The organism is Planococcus beijingensis (assembly GCF_016820615.1).
In the GTDB taxonomy this organism is placed as follows: domain Bacteria; phylum Bacillota; class Bacilli; order Bacillales_A; family Planococcaceae; genus Planococcus; species Planococcus notacanthi.
The window spans coordinates 18333-35114 of sequence record NZ_JADHDZ010000007.1 but is presented as its reverse complement, the minus strand read 5'-3'; the positions used below and the strand labels follow the sequence as shown (position 1 = coordinate 35114).

Annotated in this window: 12 protein-coding genes; 7 read left to right on the top strand and 5 right to left on the bottom strand. The window is 42.1% G+C overall.

The features are described 5' to 3' along the window. Positions 1–134: 134 nt before the first annotated feature. Entirely contained in the window at positions 135–458 is a 324-nt protein-coding gene (locus tag IRE19_RS15365) for a helix-turn-helix domain-containing protein (RefSeq protein ID WP_203341067.1), read from the bottom strand. Between the two features lie 725 nt (positions 459–1183). On the opposite strand from IRE19_RS15365, the gene IRE19_RS15360 reads away from it, so the two are divergent. The 5 genes from IRE19_RS15360 (at position 1184) to IRE19_RS15340 (ending at position 8754) form a co-directional block, all read left to right on the top strand. Then, positions 1184–3031 carry a DUF2075 domain-containing protein gene (locus IRE19_RS15360; RefSeq protein ID WP_203341066.1) on the top strand — a complete coding sequence of 616 codons (1848 nt, stop codon included), beginning with the start codon at positions 1184–1186 and terminating at the stop codon, positions 3029–3031. Between the two features lie 230 nt (positions 3032–3261). After that, complete coding sequence (locus IRE19_RS15355) at positions 3262–5751, top strand: lipase family alpha/beta hydrolase (RefSeq protein WP_203341065.1); 2490 nt, start codon at positions 3262–3264, stop codon at positions 5749–5751. A 13-nt stretch (positions 5752–5764) separates the two neighbouring features. After that, positions 5765–6328, top strand: coding sequence for a hypothetical protein (locus IRE19_RS15350; protein WP_203341064.1), 564 nt, complete (start codon positions 5765–5767; stop codon positions 6326–6328). Positions 6329–6792: 464 nt separating this feature from the next. Further along, positions 6793–8133 (top strand): PQQ-dependent sugar dehydrogenase, encoded by a 1341-nt coding sequence (locus IRE19_RS15345; protein WP_203341063.1) that lies wholly within the window; start codon positions 6793–6795, stop codon positions 8131–8133. 294 nt (positions 8134–8427) lie between these two features. After that, positions 8428–8754, top strand: coding sequence for a hypothetical protein (locus tag IRE19_RS15340; protein ID WP_203341062.1), 327 nt, complete (start codon positions 8428–8430; stop codon positions 8752–8754). Positions 8755–8892: 138 nt separating this feature from the next. Here IRE19_RS15340 and IRE19_RS15335 read toward each other — a convergent pair whose 3' ends face one another. Next, positions 8893–10422 (bottom strand): FAD-dependent monooxygenase, encoded by a 1530-nt coding sequence (locus IRE19_RS15335; protein WP_203341061.1) that lies wholly within the window; start codon positions 10420–10422, stop codon positions 8893–8895. Between the two features lie 358 nt (positions 10423–10780). Between IRE19_RS15335 and IRE19_RS15330 the strand changes: the two genes are divergently transcribed. Next, positions 10781–11218 (top strand): hypothetical protein, encoded by a 438-nt coding sequence (locus tag IRE19_RS15330; protein ID WP_203341060.1) that lies wholly within the window; start codon positions 10781–10783, stop codon positions 11216–11218. A gap of 310 nt (positions 11219–11528) precedes the next feature. Beyond that, positions 11529–12599, top strand: coding sequence for an alpha/beta fold hydrolase (locus IRE19_RS15325; protein ID WP_203341059.1), 1071 nt, complete (start codon positions 11529–11531; stop codon positions 12597–12599). Positions 12600–12691: 92 nt separating this feature from the next. Here IRE19_RS15325 and IRE19_RS15320 read toward each other — a convergent pair whose 3' ends face one another. The 3 genes from IRE19_RS15320 to IRE19_RS15310 all read right to left on the bottom strand — a co-directional run bounded on the left by IRE19_RS15320 (position 12692) and on the right by IRE19_RS15310 (position 16527). Next, the gene (locus tag IRE19_RS15320; protein WP_203341058.1) at positions 12692–13684 is read right to left on the bottom strand and encodes an MsnO8 family LLM class oxidoreductase; all 993 of its coding nucleotides are present in this window, start codon (positions 13682–13684) and stop codon (positions 12692–12694) included. 177 nt (positions 13685–13861) lie between these two features. After that, entirely contained in the window at positions 13862–14905 is a 1044-nt protein-coding gene (locus tag IRE19_RS15315; RefSeq protein ID WP_191716303.1) for an FUSC family protein, read from the bottom strand. Between the two features lie 158 nt (positions 14906–15063). Continuing rightward, a complete protein-coding gene (locus IRE19_RS15310; protein ID WP_203341057.1) occupies positions 15064–16527 on the bottom strand; it encodes an amidase family protein in 1464 nt (487 codons plus the stop codon). Positions 16528–16782 lie beyond the last annotated feature (255 nt).

The window sequence follows — 16782 nt, the reverse complement described above, 5'->3', positions numbered from 1 at the left end:
TTCACAAGTTCAAAACTACATTAAAAATGTTGAGACCGCTATATGATATTGTCATTAGTGGTCTTTTCGATGATGTGAATTAGTGTTTTTGAAATCGAATTCCTACTTCGATGTGATTTATAAGGCAAGAATACTTATACAGAAATAATTCCCTGGTCTTCCACCACATGAGGTTCGTTTCTCAGAATTTCCAGCAGTCGCCGCGCAGAATCACTTGGCTGGTTTGTTCCACGCTCCCAGGATTCGATGGCTTTGATTGATACGCCCATAAGCGCGGCAAAGGATTTTTGAGTCAAATTCATTTGAAGACGAAGTGACTTGATCTCTTCAGAGGTAAAGTGAGCCAGTTCTTTTATCTCGACTGTTTTGGTTCTAGCTTTTGAAGGTTCGTCTTTAGCGTGGTCAATGGCTTGACCTAGACTTGTTTGCAGCTCGTTGAAGAATTGATCGTCAGTCATTTTTCATTCATCCTTTCTTGTGTCAGAAGGAAAGCAGTGGGATTGAGAACAGAGGTATAAATAGAAGACAACAAAAGAACCGCATATCTATCGTTTTTTTAATTATACCCTATTTAATAGGGTGTATCAGATGCGGCTCTGGAATTGATTAATGTTCCTTACTAGTATTCCACTCGTCATATACCTTTAGCATCGGAAAGATGAAATGGTGTGACTAAATGGGAAAAAGGTACAGTTCAATTAAAGCTATAACTTATGGCTATCAGCAAATCGTCGCCTCATTTATCTCAATATCACCACTCTGCCCATCCACATAGTCAACGCCCCATTCGCAATTCTCTTCGTTCTCCCGCTCAAAGACATATTGACCGTGCTCATAGCTGACCGAAGTGATTTCAACCGTCCCTAACGAATTTGCGTGGTGTTGCTCTACGAGGGTTTCTACTTCTGATTCTGTAATCTTCGGGTCGGCGTTGGAGCAGCCGGTAAAGATAAGAAAGAATGTAAGCAGAATGCCAATACTAATTTTTCTCTGTGGTTCACCTCTTGTTAGGTAGACGGGCATAGAAGAAATAAATTTACATAGAATATTGGAATCAATAAAAAGTAGATTTAAAAGAGAAAAATGATAAAATTGTAAAAATATTTTGTTTTCTCAACTTAAAACAGTTAAATAATGTTAATATATTTGTATTGAATATCCATATTTAGAGAGGAGCACCCTCATGATCATCTACAACGAAAGCTCTTCAAAATTCATCAACCACGTGCTTGAACAGCGCATCGAATCTGTGCTCCTTGAAAAAGTGCAGGAAAAGATGAACCACTCCGTGTCCCCGAGCGAAATCCGTTCATGGACCAACTCCTTGCCGCAAATGGCCAAGATTCTGCGGGACGCGGAATTGAAAGAAGGTACCCATGTCCTGCTGGAATACAAGCTCCCTTCCACTGAAAAGCGCATTGATTTCCTGATTACCGGGGAAGACAAGACCGGTCGGCAAAACGCGGTCATCGTTGAACTGAAACAATGGCAGAAATCACAACTGGCAGAAGGCGACGGCATCGTCAAAACTTTCCTGGGCGGCCGGGAACGCGAAACCGTTCATCCGTCTTATCAGTCGCTGTCCTATAAGCGCTATCTCGAGAATTTCAACGAAGCCCTATACGAAGATACATCCATCAGCTTAAGCTCCTGTGCTTATCTGCATAATTACATACCGAACAACCTGGCAGAGCCTTTGCTCAATGAACGCTATACGAGCTATGTCGAGCAGTCGCCGATCTATTTTCAATTTGATGACCTGCTGCTGCGGAAGCGAATCAATGATGCGGTCTCAGAAGGAAGAGGTACGGAAATCGCCCGGAAAATCGAAGAAGGAAGAATTCGCCCATCCAAGAAACTGGTCGAAGCCGTCAATTCCTTATTCGAAGGAAACGAGGAATTCATTCTCCTTGATGAACAAAAGGTCGCTTACGAGAAAGTGCTGTCCATCTATAACGGCATGGATCTGGAAACGGACCAAAAGCATACCATTCTTATCAAAGGCGGACCCGGAACAGGCAAATCGGTCATCGGCTTGAACTTGATGAACTTCCTGTTAGGCGAAGAAGCGACGATTGAGTACATTACACCGAACCAATCGTTCCGCGAAATCCTCCGGAAGAAACTGATCGGCCGGAGTGGCTTTGTAGAAATACGGAGCCTTTTCAAAGGTTCTGCGTCGTATGTGGAAACGCCTTCAAATTACTATGACGTCCTGGTCTGTGACGAAGCGCATCGCTTGAAGAACCAGGGGCATATGAAACGCAAAATCGAAGGTGAAAACCAGGCGACTCAAATCATCCGCTCCAGCAGAGTAAGTGTCTTCTTTATCGATGATGAGCAAGTCGTCTCCAATAAAGACATCGGCCGTTTCAATCTATTGAAAGATGAAGCCGAAAAGCAGAATTCCACGGTCCATGTCGTCGAACTCGATTCACAGTTCCGCTGCGCCGGTTCAGGCAATTACCTGGAGTGGCTCGACAACGTCCTTTACGACCGCAAGCAGGACATCCAACTGGACGGAGATTTCGACTTTCAAGTCGTCGATTCCCCGCACGAATTATACGAGAAAGTAGTCAAAGAAAAAGGCGGCAGGCTGCTCGCGGGCTATGCATGGGAATGGAACACTAAAAGAGTTGATGGGGAGCTGCCAAAAGACGTTGTGGTGGAAGTTCATGACTTCGCTATGCCATGGAACGATTCCGCCCGCATCGACTGGGCCATCCATCCGGAAGGCTCCGAACAAATCGGCTGCATCCACACCGTCCAAGGACTTGAAATGGAATACGTCGGTGTCATTATCGGCAATGATTTAACTTATAATCCAGAAACCCAATCCATTGAAGTGAAGCGAGAGAACTTCAAAGACAAAGGCGCCAGACCGGCGAAGCCTAAGGGTAAGTATGAGGTTGATCCGCTTGATCAGTTGGTGAGGAATACGTATAAGACCTTGATGACTCGGGGGATGAAGGGTTGTTATGTTTATTGTGTGGATATAGCATTAAACAGTATTCTTATAAAAAATATATAATTTTAAAAGTAATCGATATACAAGTTAGTGAATATATTTAATTAGATGAATTTTTGGTGTTTTGTATAAATATTTTTGTGACTGATTAGTATCAGAGAATTTAAATGATTTTTTCCAAGAATACTAATGAAAATTTATAAAAAGATAATAAATTTATTTAAATCATTTAAGTAATCTAGTTGTTAATGTAGTAAAGATTTAATTATTATATTTTATTGGAGGAATTATTTATGAAAAACATATTATTTATTCCCGGTGTTATGGGGTCTCATTTGTACGAAGGGCGAAGTTTTTTTGGACGGCAAATTAATAGGTGGTATAGTATGAATTCCAATAGTGTATTGAGATTGAAACTAAGTCTAGATTTTAGAAATGATGGCAGCGATAAAATTATTCCTGGCCCTCCAATCGAAAATGGAATTTCCATTATAGGTGGATGGGTTGGAAAAAATGTAATATATTCTCCAATCATTAAAAGCCTTCAGAGTCTTCCAAGTTCAGAGTATAAAGTTCATTTAATTGGTTATGACTGGAGAAAAGATATTATAAACGACACTTGTTCATATCTTCATGACACCATTAGCCAAATCCAAACAACCCCTGATGAAGAAGTGATAATAGTAGCACATAGCATGGGAGGTCTATTGACAAAAGCCTATACTAAATGGGCAAAGGACAGAAATTTGGATAGTAATATTGCAAAAGTTATAACTCTAGGAACCCCTTGGAAAGGATCTCCAGATTCCTTTAATGTTTTATTAAATGGTGTAGAAGATAAAGGGAGATTCTTTCCGAGCGTAGATATAACAAGGAAAATTTCAAGAACCTTTCCCTCTGCTTTTCAGCTATTACCTTCAGAAACCTATTTTAATGGCTTAACTTACATAAATGATAAGGGGAAAAATTTAAGTCATAAAGAATCTTTTAATAAACTTTATGAAATAATAGAAGATTCTTATACAGATGGAGAGCAGGTCAATCAAGAACTAGAGAAATACATTAATGTAGAATGGGAGAATGATGTTGAACATCATAATTTTATAGGAATTAAGCATGGAACCTTAGGTACAATTCCTTTAGATAATAGTAATAAAGAAGAGTTCAAAGCTCTTGATGGTGATGAAACAGTTCCGCTATATTCTGCTTTGCCGTCTTTTTCAAAAAAATCGAAGTTATACTATGTACATGCTTCTCATATGGGAATGATAAAGCATATTCCACTGTTAGAAAAAGTAAACAGTATTATACAAAATACTCACTACAAAAACAAAGAAATTTTAGAAACTTATCAGCAAAAAGAAGATTGGACTTTTACTAAGGTCGACTGTCCTGTAGATGTTTTTTATGATGGGGAAATAGAGGATGTAAATAACGTTAAATCACATGTTACAAAAATTAAGCTTGGGGATACCAAATATTTAATACACAATAGTGAAAGTAATACAGTAATTGAAGTAGATCCTTATGATGATGGTATCACCCAAATAGAAACAATAGTTCAAGAGAACAGTGAAATAATAAATAGGTTTAAATTTAAAACGATTGAGGCTGATCCGGCTAGAAAAGCAATTGTTGAAGTAGATTTTAAAAATGAGAAGCCAATTTCTACTGTGAAATTAGCAACCGAGAATATAAATGCAAGAGAAGTCACGGGAATGGAAGTCCCCTTAAATGTAACAATTTTAGAAATTCCTAGAACAAGCAGCAGAATTGTGGAAAGAGAAAAAAAAGTTAATTCGAATTTCGACTACAATGGAGCAATTTTATTTTTAGAAAATATAGGTGAATACGTATTAGATACGTTTTATCGTATTAATTCAAGTGAATGGAAAATCTATAATGGAGAAATTAATTTGATTCCCGAAAAAAATATTGATTATGGGAAGAGTAAAATTGAATTTTACAGTGAAGATATCTTTGGTAATAAAGAAGCAACTAGAAGTAGAAGTATTAATATCTATCCTGAAGAACCTAAATTTATCTATAATGTACATTTAGAACCCGATTCTTTGATGGAAATTGAAATTTTATCACAGTACGAAGGCTTAAATGAATACAACTTTGAGTATAAGGTTAATAATAAAGAAGTAGAATTAATGGATAGCCTAGATCCAACGAAAAAAAATTCTGTCGAAATCATCATTACAGATATCTTCGGAAATAAAAGCTTTATTGAAAAAGAAATCAATCTTGGAAATTTAATTGAAAGCTTATGGTCAGCAGATGGATACAACGAGACGTTTGAAGCTTTAACGGAAAGAATCGACGGAATAGGAAATAGGACACCAGAATTTCTAATTGGGAAAAGCAAAAAAGAACTATCTGATAAAATTCCTGTCACTGCAAAATATTTAGTAGTAAAGTATGGTAGTTTTATTCTAAATATTAAATTAATTAATAAGCTAGAAGTTTATTTCCATTATCATTCTGAAGTTATCCAGAGAAAAGAAAAAACGGTTAAAATGAGTTTTTCTGTATATGATTCAAAAGGAGAAGTTATTAAAGAATTAGAACCCATAGTTATCTATTCTTTGTTGCCAATTTTAGATGAAGTCCAGGATATAAAAAGACCTGCTGTAAAAAAAGAAAAGGGGGGTATTTATACCTTTTCAATTGATACAAGGTATTTAACTAAAGCAGTTACTAAGCTGAAAATAGAAATTAAGGATAATAAAAAAAGCAAAAGAAATATTTATAGTAAAAGTTTAATATTAGAATAAAGGAGGAATTACTATGGCAATTTTAATTTTATCCCTACTCTTTTTAATGTGCGTCTATATTGTCATAGTGACCTTTTATTCTTATGTTAATAAAAAAAAAATAAATACCTATTTTCATTTCTTTAATATATATTTACTTCATCGACTAATATTTTTAGAGATTTTGATAGCACTATTTTCTATAGGGCTTTTGATTTTCTCAGATAATGAAAAAATTCGTATGTTATTAATAGTTCCCTTAGTAATTATTAGTACCACTCTAATTTCTTATTTAAGAGTTAGAAAAGATATTAAGCCGAAACAAAATAAAGTAGAAGAAAAAAGAATAGTCAAAATTGCTTACGAATTAGGCTATCTGTTGCCTCCAGAGGTTTCGATAAAGACAATAGATTGTTATATTTTTCAACAAAGTTCTTCATTTTCTAGAGCAGAACTTTATGTTTTTTTAGAATCAAATGAAGAAAACGAAGACTCATTAGAAAAATTTATAAATACTATTAAGGAAAAAACTAATATATTAATAATTATTCGAGTGTTTTTAAATAATAAAAAAGTATACCTGGATAAATTGCTATAACTTTCACTCATAGTTATTGTGTTTTTATTAGGTTACTACTCTTATACTTCTAAAGAATTTTTACTTCAGATACTCTAAAGAGTATCTTTTTTTTATGTCCCAGGCCCTGCAAGACAGATGGTGGGTATGGCTGCCGGCAGCATTCAGGATCTATGTTTACGTAACATCGGCGAAGCATTACGCCGTGCAGGGGATGCGAGACAAAGACGGGCTTAGTACATCACAAAAGACGGCAACTCCGGTTGTTGTCTATTAATAAGATATTATTACAAGAATTTAATAAATATCATAAAAAAGTAAGGTTATTATTATTTTTCAGAAAATTGTGATAACATAATTTTCAAAGGAGTTTCATATTTTTAGTTAGGATATGAAAGTCTTAACCAAGTTTTGATACTGGTTTACAGGGGGACTGAACTTCAATATATATTCAGTTTAATATTTTAGAAAGGGGAGGAAAAACGATGACGAAAGTTTCGTGGTCAAGATTACTGTTCTTTATAATGCTGATCTTTGTATTGGCTTTGGCAGCATGTGGCAATGCTGAAACTTCAGACGAAGGAGCAACGGATGATTCTGATGCTACGACAGACGAGAGTGCTGACGAGAGCCCTGAAACAGCAGAAGGTACTGACGAGGGTGTTGAGGAAAGTGCAGATGGAGAATCTGCAGAAACTGAACCAAAAATTACTGAGTTTGAACCAGCATTTCCAGAACAAACAAGAGCACCTGCAGTAGTGACTGAAACAGAACTTAATGAGGAAGTTATTGTTGAGGGTCTTGGCGTGCTTTGGGGTATGGCAGAGTTTGAACCAAACCGCTTACTTGTTACGCAAAGAGATACAGCAGAACTTCTTATTGTAAACCTTAATGAGTTCGCTGTTTCAGAACCAATCGAAGGCACACCAGAAGTAAATAACTCAGGTCAGGGTGGCTTACTTGATGTAGCCGTTGCACCTGATTTTGACGAATCAAGATTAGTATTTTTGACGTTTTCTCAAGATGTCGAAGGTGGTACTGTAACTGCTGTCGGTAAAGGTGTTTTATCAGAAGATGAAGCCTCACTTGAAGATTTTGAAGTAATCTTCCAAGCGACACCAGCATATGAAGGTGACTTACACTATGGTGGACGTATTATCTTTGATGATGATGGCAACCTATTCTTAACAACTGGTGAGCGTTCAGATGATCCAATTCGTGAACGTGCACAAGACCTAGATGCTTATTTAGGTAAAGTCATTCACATTACACAAGACGGAGAAGCAGTAGATACGAATCCATTTGTCGAAGATGAAGACGCACTGGATGGTATTTACAGCTACGGTCATCGTAATATTCAAGGTATAGACTTCCACCCTGAAACAGGAGACTTATGGATTGTTGAATTCGGTCCACAATCTGGGGATGAACTGAATATTGTTGAACCAGGCAATAATTATGGATGGCCGATTGTTTCTTATGGTATCGAGTACACTGGTGAATTAATCAATGATGGAATTTCAGAACACGAGGCGCAAGGTTTTATTGAACCAAGATATTATTGGGATCCAACAAGTGCGCCAAGTGGTAGCTCATTTTATGATAACGACGCAATTCCTGAATGGGAGAACAACTTGTTCATCGGTGGTTTAGTGTCGAGCTATATTGCACGTGTCGTTATTGAAGGTGACACCATCGTTGGAGAAGAACGTCTATTAACTGATAAAGGCGAACGTTTCCGTGATATTCTTGTAACTGAGGATGGCGCGCTTATTGCATCCACTGATGGCGGTGCGATTTATAAGATTACTGCAGCAAGTGAATGAAAACGCGCCCCTGTGTCAAAAAGGATTCAGTTGATTAACTACAATTGGATGAAAAATAAGCCGTATCCTAAAACCTCAATGGTTAACGGATACGGCTTTCTTATTTGAATCCTCCTCCTACTATTTTTCTCGACTATGGAGTAGGCGCGTTACGAATGGCTTGTGCTAGGGATGGTTTTAACGCTCTTTTGCCGTTTTATTTAAATATTCTAATATTTTTAATGTTTTTGCTGGTAATCGAACATAGGTTCTGTTATATTAAATGCATACCACTATGGAATGAGGTGTATTTCGATGGTGCTTGCAATCAAAGAAGTGAACGGATTTGAAAAAGGAAAGAAATATACGAAGGAACTTGAGTTTGTTTCTTGCTTTAAAAGCGATGAATATCGAGTAATCGCTTTAATAGATAGAGATGGCAATGTTGTTTATTGGACAACTACAGAAGATTCGCTTGAATATCGAAACTTCCGCAAAAAAGCTACTTACACATTTAAAGTTAGCTATATTTCTACAATAATCGGTCCTTCTAGACCTAAGGTCATTATTGCAGAATTGAATGATGTAACAGCTGAAAACGGCATGTATGGTGAAGCAGCGCAATATAAATTAAATGCTTAATATATATTTTTAAAGAACCTTGACACTTTCAAGGTTCTTTTTTCTGTAGTGTCGAGTCTTATACATGTAGGATTTTTGAAGAAATTCGATGAAGCTGACCTCTCAAACTTTATAAGTATGTCTTTTATTATTTCTACCTCACTCCGCTCCAAAAGCCACAATCCCATAAGTCTCCAAATACAGTTTCAACACACGCAGCCATTGCTTTTCAGTCGCAAGCCCCACATGCCCATCCGGTCGAATCAGGTACAGCGCATCTTGCTTGAATCCTGCGTCTTTCATTTGTGCTTCCCATGGAAACTCGTGGAGCTGGAGCGACTGTGAGTGGGCAAAGTCGATGAGCTCAGGCTGCGCTTTGCCGTATATATGAATTTGCCAATCGACGGAGCGCAGCGGCGCGAAATTATCGCCTATGTCAGTTTCGATCCAAGGCAAGCGCATGCCGCCGTAAACTTTGCCGGCTTTGCCTTTGCTCAAGAGGCTGTTGCGGTAATTGATGTGGATTTGAGACAAGATCTTAAACGCATTTTTTGAGGGGAAGGAAAATTTGAATACTGACGGCAAGACGTAAGGTACCGCATACTCCCGCAGTAATGTGCCGGGCAGTTTTTGATTGACGATCGTTTGGAACGCTTTGTCGGTCGTCGCGATCAACCGGCGCGCAAAGGCGATGCGCTCTTGTTCGTAGGTGCTCAATATGCCAGGAGCAGCTTTGCCTTGAACCACCGCTGCGAGTTTCCACCCCAAATTGATGGCGTCCCCAATGCCGGTGTTCATGCCTTGTCCGCCGGTCGGGCTGTGCAGGTGGCCGGCGTCTCCCAGGATAAAGACGCGCCCTTTGGCAAATCGCTCGCTGACTCGGTTATGGACGCGGTAGGTCGAAAACCAATTGACCTTGGCCGCGCTCACGCGGATTTTGTTTTCAATGTAATTGGTGATTTCACTGTATTGGACATCGGTGCGCTCGTTGAATTCATCGGGCACAATGCCAAGGATTCGTTTGGTGTTGGCGTTGCGGACGTTCATATACAGCATAAAGCCGTCATTGTCCATGTACATATCCATCTTTTCCATATCGTCTACCGGCTGCTCAGTTTCGATATCCGCGACAAAGAATAATTGCTTGTACGTGCCGCCGGGAAAGTCGAGTCCCAGTCCTTTCCGGACCATGCTGCCGGCTCCGTCGCATCCGCATAAATAGGCGAATTCCGCTCTTTCTTCTGGTTGTCCTTGCTGCTGCATCACAGCGTTTACGCCAGCTCCTGTGTCTTCAAACGAAAGCAAGGAAGTGTTCCATTCCACTTCGACGCCTATTTTACTTAATTCGTCCACTAGAATTTCTTCGTGCTCGTCTTGCGGCAAACTCAAGATAAACGGAAATGGGCTCAGCCCTTTGCCCAACTTATGGAATTTTACCGTGGCTCTCACTCGTTTGCCGTCGCTGACATCCAGCGACAAAATCGGATGCCCCCGCTTGATGTTGCGTTCGGCCAGGCCCAGTTGGTCGTACTGCTCCAATATGCGCGCATGCACGGCGAGTGCACGTGACGCTGTGCCGGTTCCTGCGTTTTTATCGATGATCCGAAACGGCACGCCTTGACGCGCCAGGCTATAGGCAAGAGCCAGGCCAGTGGGGCCAGCTCCGACGATTAAGATTTGTGGGTTCATCCTAGAGACCTCCTAATGAGTATCGCGCCTGCTGATCGATTTAGTTTCAAGTGTCGTGTGAAGTTATAAAATCGAGTATAGGAAAAGTTCTTATAAGAAAAAAAAAGCTGATACTGAATCGAAAAGATCTTGTACAGCTACTATATCCTTAATCGGTCCATTTCAAGCAAAAAAGTGTCCCCGTGCAAGAAACAATTTTAAGCGATTTTGACAGTACACTACAATTTAAACACGGAGCAATCAGCGGGACGTGATAGAATAACAGGTAGTGGAACAGAAAAATAAACGGTATGCCTTGTCTAGCAGAAAATGCAGCATTCATTATTGATAGATGAGTTGAAAGGAATGGGATAGCAAAATGAACAAGATGGTAGAACAAAAAATGAGCGAGATGACAGAAGTATTTAACAGCCTGCCGAATTGCCGGATTGAAACCGATGAGGCCGGCCGGATTTTGATTGTGAGCGACAATCCGGTTCCCTGGAGTGACACTGAATCGCCGCATAAAATCGGGTCCATTACGCCTCACAAAGCGGCGCTCGGACTCTATATTGATTTCCCGCATAATTATATAGAGATTGATCGGTTAGATGACATCATCGATCCCGAATTCACATTGACTTATTACGAGCCAGGCACCAAGACGTCGACAGCGAAAAGCTGGTGGCGGTTCCGATCGGACCAGAAATTCGACAGCCTCCATATGGTTCTGAGAAAAACAGAGCTGGAGTTGTATGATTTCAAAAGAGAAGAATGGGTTCAATTGATGGAAGAGATAACGGGTGTTCATAAATAATTGGTAACAGAGCCGTATCCACTAACCTGAAGGGTTAGCGGATACGGCTTTTATAGTTTTAAAAGAAAAGTTGATTATTTATAATTTCTAAGGATACAGGATTGTTTTGTACAGGATCATGTTGAGCAGTTGACGGAAGATGGAACGATTGAAAGTTCATATCCTACCTGATTTTTAATATCAGAAAATTCTGCATTTACTTATATTGGAACTCACGTATAATGAAAATAAGGAAGTGAAACGATAGCTCCTGCGTAAAATGGTTTCCTGCTTCCGATCAAAAAAATCCTGAGAAAAGGCGGTATGTGTAATGATTGAAAATCAATTTTATTCACAAGAAAACCAAGGGCCTTACGAGATTTATGACTTAGGGGATTTTGAATTGGAAGAAGGGGGACGGATACCGGACTGCAAACTGGCTTATGCGACGCATGGAGAATTGAATGAACAGAAAAACAATGTTATTTTGATTCCCACCTGGTTTTCCGGCACCAGCAAAGACTACGAGACTTACATAGGTGAAGGAAGGGCACTGGATCCAACCAAGTACTTCATCATTGTGATCAACCAGATTGGAAACGGCCTCTCCAGTTCGCCGCATAATAGTCCTCATCCCATCGGTATGAGTGATTTTCCGAATGTCCGCATTGGGGATGATGTGAAAGCGCAGCACCGGCTTATTACAGAAAAGTTTGGGATTGAAGAGTTGGCACTGGTGGTGGGCGGTTCGATGGGAGCCCAGCAAACCTATGAATGGGCGGTCAGATTTCCGGATATGGTAAAGCGAGCGGCGCCGATTGCTGGAACGGCGAAAAACACGATCCATGATTTCCTGTTTACACAGACGTTGATGGATGCGATCACATCCGATCCAGGATGGAATGGCGGAAACTACACCTCTAATACAGAAGTAGCGGACGGATTGAAGCGCCATGCCGATATATGGGCCGTGATGGGCTTCACTCCGGAATTTTTCAAAGAGGAAAAATGGGTCTTGTTCGGTGTGGAGACTGCGGAAGAACTGGTGCAAGGTTTCCTTGAGCCATTTTTCCAGATGATGGACCCCAATGCCTTATTGACGATGGCTTGGAAATGGCAGCGGGGTGACGTCAGCCGTTTGACTGAAGGGAATCTGGAAAAAGCACTAGGCCGCATTAAAGCCAAGGTGTATGTCATGCCGATTGATACCGATATGTTTTTCCCGCCGAGTGATTGTGAACCCGAACAACAGCTGATTCCGAACAGTGAGCTGAGAGTAATCAACAGCATTGCCGGCCATTTCGGTCTGTTCGGCGGCGAAGGGGAAGGGTATCACAGCCAGATTGATGGGCATTTGAAAGAATTGCTGGAGGTTTCTGTAGAAGAAGGTGTGCTTGAATAAGCTTCTTAGAGGGAATTCAAGCGCTGGAAGAGGAAAGTGAGACAAAGAAAGCAGTACGCGGCCGCGTACTGCTTTTTTCATTTGATTCACGTTTAAAATAACTCCTGCGCCAATAAACGGTAGACATCCAACCGTTTTTCCTGGGAATGCGGAATGCTGCAGATCATGGCTTCTTCAAAACCGTATTCAAGCTGCTCCCGCTGCAATTGATCGGCGACGTCTTTGGCGGAACCGACTAGATGGAGTTTGCGGCTTGCCTGGATCTGCATGCGGTCCATTTCCGAGAGCGCCGAGTTTTGTGCTTCTTCAGGTGTCATGAGGGGCATGATGCGTCCTTTCATCAGCATGAGGCGCGCAATATCCTGCGGCAATGCTTCGTATTCTGCTTCTTCGGCTGTTTCAGCTGTTGTCACCAAATACGATACCGAGATTTCGGGTTTTTCCATGAAAGCGGAAGCCGTGAAATTTGCCCGGTAGGAATCTAAAATGTCTTTCGTCATGCCGCCGTTGAAGAATTGGGCAAACGAATAGCCGACACCCATTCGACCAGCTTCCAGTGCACTGTTGCCGCTTGAACCGAGCAGCCAGGCTTCAGGCAACTGGATATGGGTTGGGGAAGCGATGGTTTTATTGTACATATTGTCTTCCGGCGTTTCGTCGTTGATCAGTTTCAGGGCCGTGTCGAATTTTCCGTACATATCGTCCGTCATGGTTCGGCGTCCTTGGGACAAGGCGTAGATGGAAATGTGGTCGCCGCCCGGAGCACGTCCCACGCCGAAATCGATGCGGCCTGGCGCCAGTGCACTCAATGTTTTAAAGACCTCCGCAAGTTTCAAAGGCGAATAATGCATCATCATCACGCCGCCAGTGCCGATTCGGATCCTCTCTGTTTTGGCGCTTAAGTATGCGGCAGTGACTTCGGGGGCAGAGCTGGAAAATGCGTCGGAGCCATGATGCTCCGCCATCCACATTCGGCTGTAGCCCAATTTGTCGGCGAGAACCGCGAGTTCCACCGCTTTCGTCATAGCAGCTTCTGCCGTGTTTCCTGTCGTGACAGGCGCTTGGTCCAATACACTTAGTTTCATCTATCTAACTTCCTTTCGTTAACTGCAGGTTTGCATATAGAGGAGTATAGCAGTCCGGGATCCTGAAATCATGCGATCTGCCTTCAGGGGTTTATGGCCGGAAATAAATAGAAAAACAGCTGTGCCGGAAACATTTCTGTTTCAAGCACAGCTGTTTTTAAGAATTCTGCAGCTCTATCACTTCTCCGCTTCCCGCGCAGCCTTCACACTATTCGGATCAAAGAAATTATCGACCAAATCATAAATGGTGATGAGCTCATAAAGAATCTTGAACTCTGGTGGGAACAGGATGGGGTGCATGGCATCGCTTGTCGAGACGCCTTTGCTGTCTTCCCAAAAGAAGTCGGTGATGATTTTTAATTGCTGCTGATGCGTTTCTTGATCGTATTCATTGGCATTCTGTAAGTCTTCCGCCAGCTCTGCAACGGCACGCATAATGATATTCCGCTCGGCCGGTGACCACTTGATGCTGTACAGCGGAATGCGAAGCAAAGCATTCAAATGGAATTCCAGGTTGTGCAAAAACAGCAACTGCCTTTCTGCCATCTGGAGTTCTGTTTCCCGATTCCGGACCCAAGGGTAGATGCTGAAATCATCCCGGTGGTACTGAATCAATGTCTCGGTCTTTCTGATTTCCGTCGTCAGCCGTTTCACCAGTTCCTGATCTTTTTGGAGGTTCGCATCACCCTCAAAGAGGACTGTGTGAAATGTGTGTTCCAGCAGTCTTCCTGCACGCCGGCTGATGCTCTCGATGTTTTTCAGAATATCTGTCCGGTAATTGGGCGGGAAAATGAGCATGTTTACCGCGGTGGATACAAGCAACCCAACTGTCGTTGTCCCCAAGCGAATGAAGAATGAAATCAGGACATGATCGTGGATGACTTCCACCATCGCGACAGAAGTCAATGTGGCAACCAGTAAGCCTGCATGCAGCTTAAGTTTGTAGCAAACCAATATGGTGAAAACAGCAGCGAGTGTATAGGTGATCGGAGAATTCCCGAAGAGTGTAATAAAAAGAACGGCGAATGCAGAACCAATCGCAGATGCCGGGAACCGTACGAGTCCCTTTTTGATGGAATCGCTGACGGTCGGCTCAATCGTCACGATGGCCGTGATGACCGCAAAGACAGGAGGCCAGCCGAACCATAAACAAATACTAGCCGTTAAAAATATGGCTATACCTGTTTTCAGAATCCGGCTGCCCTGGAAGGATCGATTCATATGTTAATCACCATCTTTTTTATGTAGTTTTTTGGGCTGTAGTATAGTATATCATCTACTTTTAACTAGACGCTACGACAATTTAAATTCAATGCGAAGACACATCCGCTGCAAGACGATTGCGGATGTGTCTTTTTAGTTAGGTGATTAACATCTATTCAACCAATAAAATCGTGGAAATCCGGTGCCTGCCGTTTTCGAGTGGCTTGTTCATAAGCGTAGGCCAGTTCGATTAGACGCGGTTCGCTGAAAGCTTGTGCACTGAATGTGACGCCGATGGGATGCCCGCTGCTGGTGTAGCCGGCAGGGATGGTGATGGACGGATAGCCCGCTCTTGCCGGTTTGGCGGCGCCGCGGTTGTTTTGAAACAGCAACGCATCCAGCTGGTGTTCTTTCATGACGAGGTCCAGTCCTTCGGTAGTGGAAGAACGCAAATCGATTTCTCTGTGTTCCATGTACGTCGGGTCAGTTGGATCGCCGCTTAAAGACTGTGCTTTTTCCAGTTCCGCCTGGCCGAACTTCATGCGGCGCTCCGGATCTTGTTTATTGAACGCGATGACATCTGCCAGCGATTTGACCGGCACTTCGTCCGTCACGGTGCGCAAATAGTCGTTGACGCCTCGCTTGAATTCATACCACAAAACGTCGGATTCGAATGTCTGTTGGGGAATCTTCACTTCTACGACAGTGGCACCAAGCAACTTCATTTGTTCGATGGCTTCATCCAAAATGGCGATTTCTTCCGGTTCTTCATTGTTCATATAGGTACGGTCAACGCCGATGCGGGCGCCTTTCAAGCCGTCCGTTTTCAGGTGAGGTGTGTAATCGGTTAGTGCCTTTCCAGCACTCCCCAGTGTTGTCGAATCCTGCTCATCGACGCCGGTCATAGCGCCGAGCAGGATTGCAGCATCCGCCACGGTACGCGCCATCGGTCCTGCGGTATCCTGGCTTTCAGAAATCGGGATGATGCGCGAGCGGCTGATGAGTCCGACCGTCGGTTTGATGCCGACGATGGAATTGGCGCTTGCCGGACTTAAAATCGACCCGGAAGTTTCAGTGCCGACACCGACAACCGCGAAGTTCGAGGCGATGGCAGCGCCTGTCCCTGAACTCGATCCACCGACATCTTCAGCTTTGAAAGTAGCGACTCCATAAGGGTTCAGCACCTGGCCGCCAAGTGAACTGTAGCCGCTCACACTGTCTTTCGACATGAAATAAGCCCATTCGCTCATGTTCACTTTGCCGAGAATAATAGCGCCGGCATTGCGCAATTGTGCGGCAACAAAGGAATCCTCTTTGGCGAAATTGTGCTCAAGTGCAATGGCGCCGGCCGTTGTTGGCATCCGGTCCACCGTTTCGATATTGTCTTTCAGCAACACGGGAATGCCGTATAGCGGCCCTTGTCCATCCTGGCCGCGCAACTCATCAAGCTCAGCAGCGATTTTCAAGGCATCTGGATTAACAGTTAAGACGGAATTGATCTTCGGGCCGTTCCGGTCGAATGTTTCGATGCGGTCAAGGTAAGCCTGCACCAATTCGACTGAAGTCAGCTTGTTTTCCTGGAAAGCCTGTTGAATTTCTTCTATTGTTGCTTCAATTAGTTTAAAAGAGGTTGTCTTCATCTCTGGGCTCCTAACTGGTTATGGGAATAGAGTTAAGTGTACACCAATTCTTAATTTTAAATAAAGTTTGAATTCCAATAGGTAAGCTTTATTTTAAGTGAATAAGAATGAAGCTGTCATTCACTGAAATATTCGAGGATTTATTCGTATTTATTAATTGGTTTGGCAATTTGCTGCTCGAATTTTATTTGGTTGATAGGAGCACGCACAGGTAACTTTTGAAAATCCGTTATAAGTTTTATAAGACAACAAAAA

Coding starts and splice junctions, on each gene's coding strand:
- IRE19_RS15320 (WP_203341058.1), bottom strand. CDS start 13,684: ATGAAACTAAGTGTATTGGACCAAGCGCCTGTCACGACAGGAAACACG.
- IRE19_RS15365 (WP_203341067.1), bottom strand. CDS start 458: ATGACTGACGATCAATTCTTCAACGAGCTGCAAACAAGTCTAGGTCAA.
- IRE19_RS15355 (WP_203341065.1), top strand. CDS start 3,262: ATGAAAAACATATTATTTATTCCCGGTGTTATGGGGTCTCATTTGTAC.
- IRE19_RS15310 (WP_203341057.1), bottom strand. CDS start 16,527: ATGAAGACAACCTCTTTTAAACTAATTGAAGCAACAATAGAAGAAATT.
- IRE19_RS15345 (WP_203341063.1), top strand. CDS start 6,793: ATGACGAAAGTTTCGTGGTCAAGATTACTGTTCTTTATAATGCTGATC.
- IRE19_RS15330 (WP_203341060.1), top strand. CDS start 10,781: ATGAACAAGATGGTAGAACAAAAAATGAGCGAGATGACAGAAGTATTT.
- IRE19_RS15335 (WP_203341061.1), bottom strand. CDS start 10,422: ATGAACCCACAAATCTTAATCGTCGGAGCTGGCCCCACTGGCCTGGCT.
- IRE19_RS15350 (WP_203341064.1), top strand. CDS start 5,765: ATGGCAATTTTAATTTTATCCCTACTCTTTTTAATGTGCGTCTATATT.
- IRE19_RS15325 (WP_203341059.1), top strand. CDS start 11,529: ATGATTGAAAATCAATTTTATTCACAAGAAAACCAAGGGCCTTACGAG.
- IRE19_RS15315 (WP_191716303.1), bottom strand. CDS start 14,905: ATGAATCGATCCTTCCAGGGCAGCCGGATTCTGAAAACAGGTATAGCC.
- IRE19_RS15360 (WP_203341066.1), top strand. CDS start 1,184: ATGATCATCTACAACGAAAGCTCTTCAAAATTCATCAACCACGTGCTT.
- IRE19_RS15340 (WP_203341062.1), top strand. CDS start 8,428: ATGGTGCTTGCAATCAAAGAAGTGAACGGATTTGAAAAAGGAAAGAAA.